The organism is Methanosarcina spelaei, from assembly GCF_002287235.1.
Classification (GTDB): domain Archaea; phylum Halobacteriota; class Methanosarcinia; order Methanosarcinales; family Methanosarcinaceae; genus Methanosarcina; species Methanosarcina spelaei.
The window spans coordinates 1-1,071 of sequence record NZ_LMVP01000309.1 but is presented as its reverse complement, the minus strand read 5'-3'; the positions used below and the strand labels follow the sequence as shown (position 1 = coordinate 1,071).

General features: G+C 36.5%; 1 protein-coding gene and 1 pseudogene. One reads left to right on the top strand and one right to left on the bottom strand.

Translation table 11 applies throughout. The features are described 5' to 3' along the window. Window positions 1-30 precede the first annotated feature (30 nt). Window positions 31-315: pseudogene (locus ASJ81_RS13410) on the bottom strand (DUF6444 domain-containing protein); the annotation flags it as partial. A 74-nt stretch (window positions 316-389) separates the two neighbouring features. On the opposite strand from ASJ81_RS13410, the gene ASJ81_RS13405 reads away from it, so the two are divergent. Next, window positions 390-887, top strand: a complete 498-nt coding sequence (locus tag ASJ81_RS13405; protein WP_095644847.1) for an SAM-dependent methyltransferase — start codon at window positions 390-392, stop codon at window positions 885-887. Window positions 888-1,071 lie beyond the last annotated feature (184 nt).

The window sequence follows — 1,071 nt, the reverse complement described above, 5'->3', positions numbered from 1 at the left end:
GCAGCAGTTCAAAGAATGCTCTATTACCTAATCAGGATTATCAACCATTTTAAGAGTTGTTCCTGGATGACCTTCTTGACCTCCAGGGTTCTTTTCGCTCTTTTTACGGAGACTCTTGGGATTAGGTTTTCCTTTGACAAAAAAATCAGTAGAAGGAGGTTTACTGCTGTTTCTGCTATTTTGATTTAAGCGAGATTCTAAAACTTGCAATTTTTCACTAAGCTGTTTTATTTGAGATTCAAGACTCTCAATGTAAGTTGCAATAACTTCAGGGTTTGAAGTACACAGAGCAAGAATCTCTTCACGTTTCATCAAAGATAGAAATAACTCATTGTAAATCCAATTTTTCCTCGAAAAGAGGAAAAATTGTGTAGCCCTAAAAAGGCTACCTGAATAGTAACAAAATAAAAAACATTTTTGGATCCCTTCCTGATCATGTTACGTATGTTCCTGTTGATTTTGAGACTGAAAACCTTGGTGAAAGGCTTGCTGCGCAGGGATACGACAGATCACTGAAAACTCTTTTCCTTATGGAAGGACTCATTATGTATATTCCTCCCAAAGCTGTTGATGAGACATTATCCTTTGTTGTAAAAAATTCATGCGAGGAAAGTGCTATTCTTTTCGATTACTATCCCGAGTCCTTAGTTGACGGAAGCTGTGAGTTAGAAGCAGGAAAAAATATTCATAACTATCTGGTACAAATTGAAGAGCCGCTTAAATTTGGCATCAGGGAAGGAGAAGTCAAGACTTTCCTTGCAGAGAGGGGGTTTTCTCAAATTCACAATGTGACTGCTGAGGAGTACAAAAAAATGTACTTTCATGGAATAAATAAAAATAGAGAAGTATCCAGCCTTTTATTCTTTGTCCATGCAGTGACCGAGTGATTTAAGTTTCAAAGGCACAGAAAGTATCACCAATTAAACTGATGAAGCTCATTTCTGGGCTATTTATGAGATTGATTCTCTTGCTTTAAGGTTTGCTGTCGCCTATAATAAAAAGATGGAGAACGGTTGGGTCGTGTCCCTAAATCATTGACTTAGTTTTATATAATCTTGAATCTATTATTAT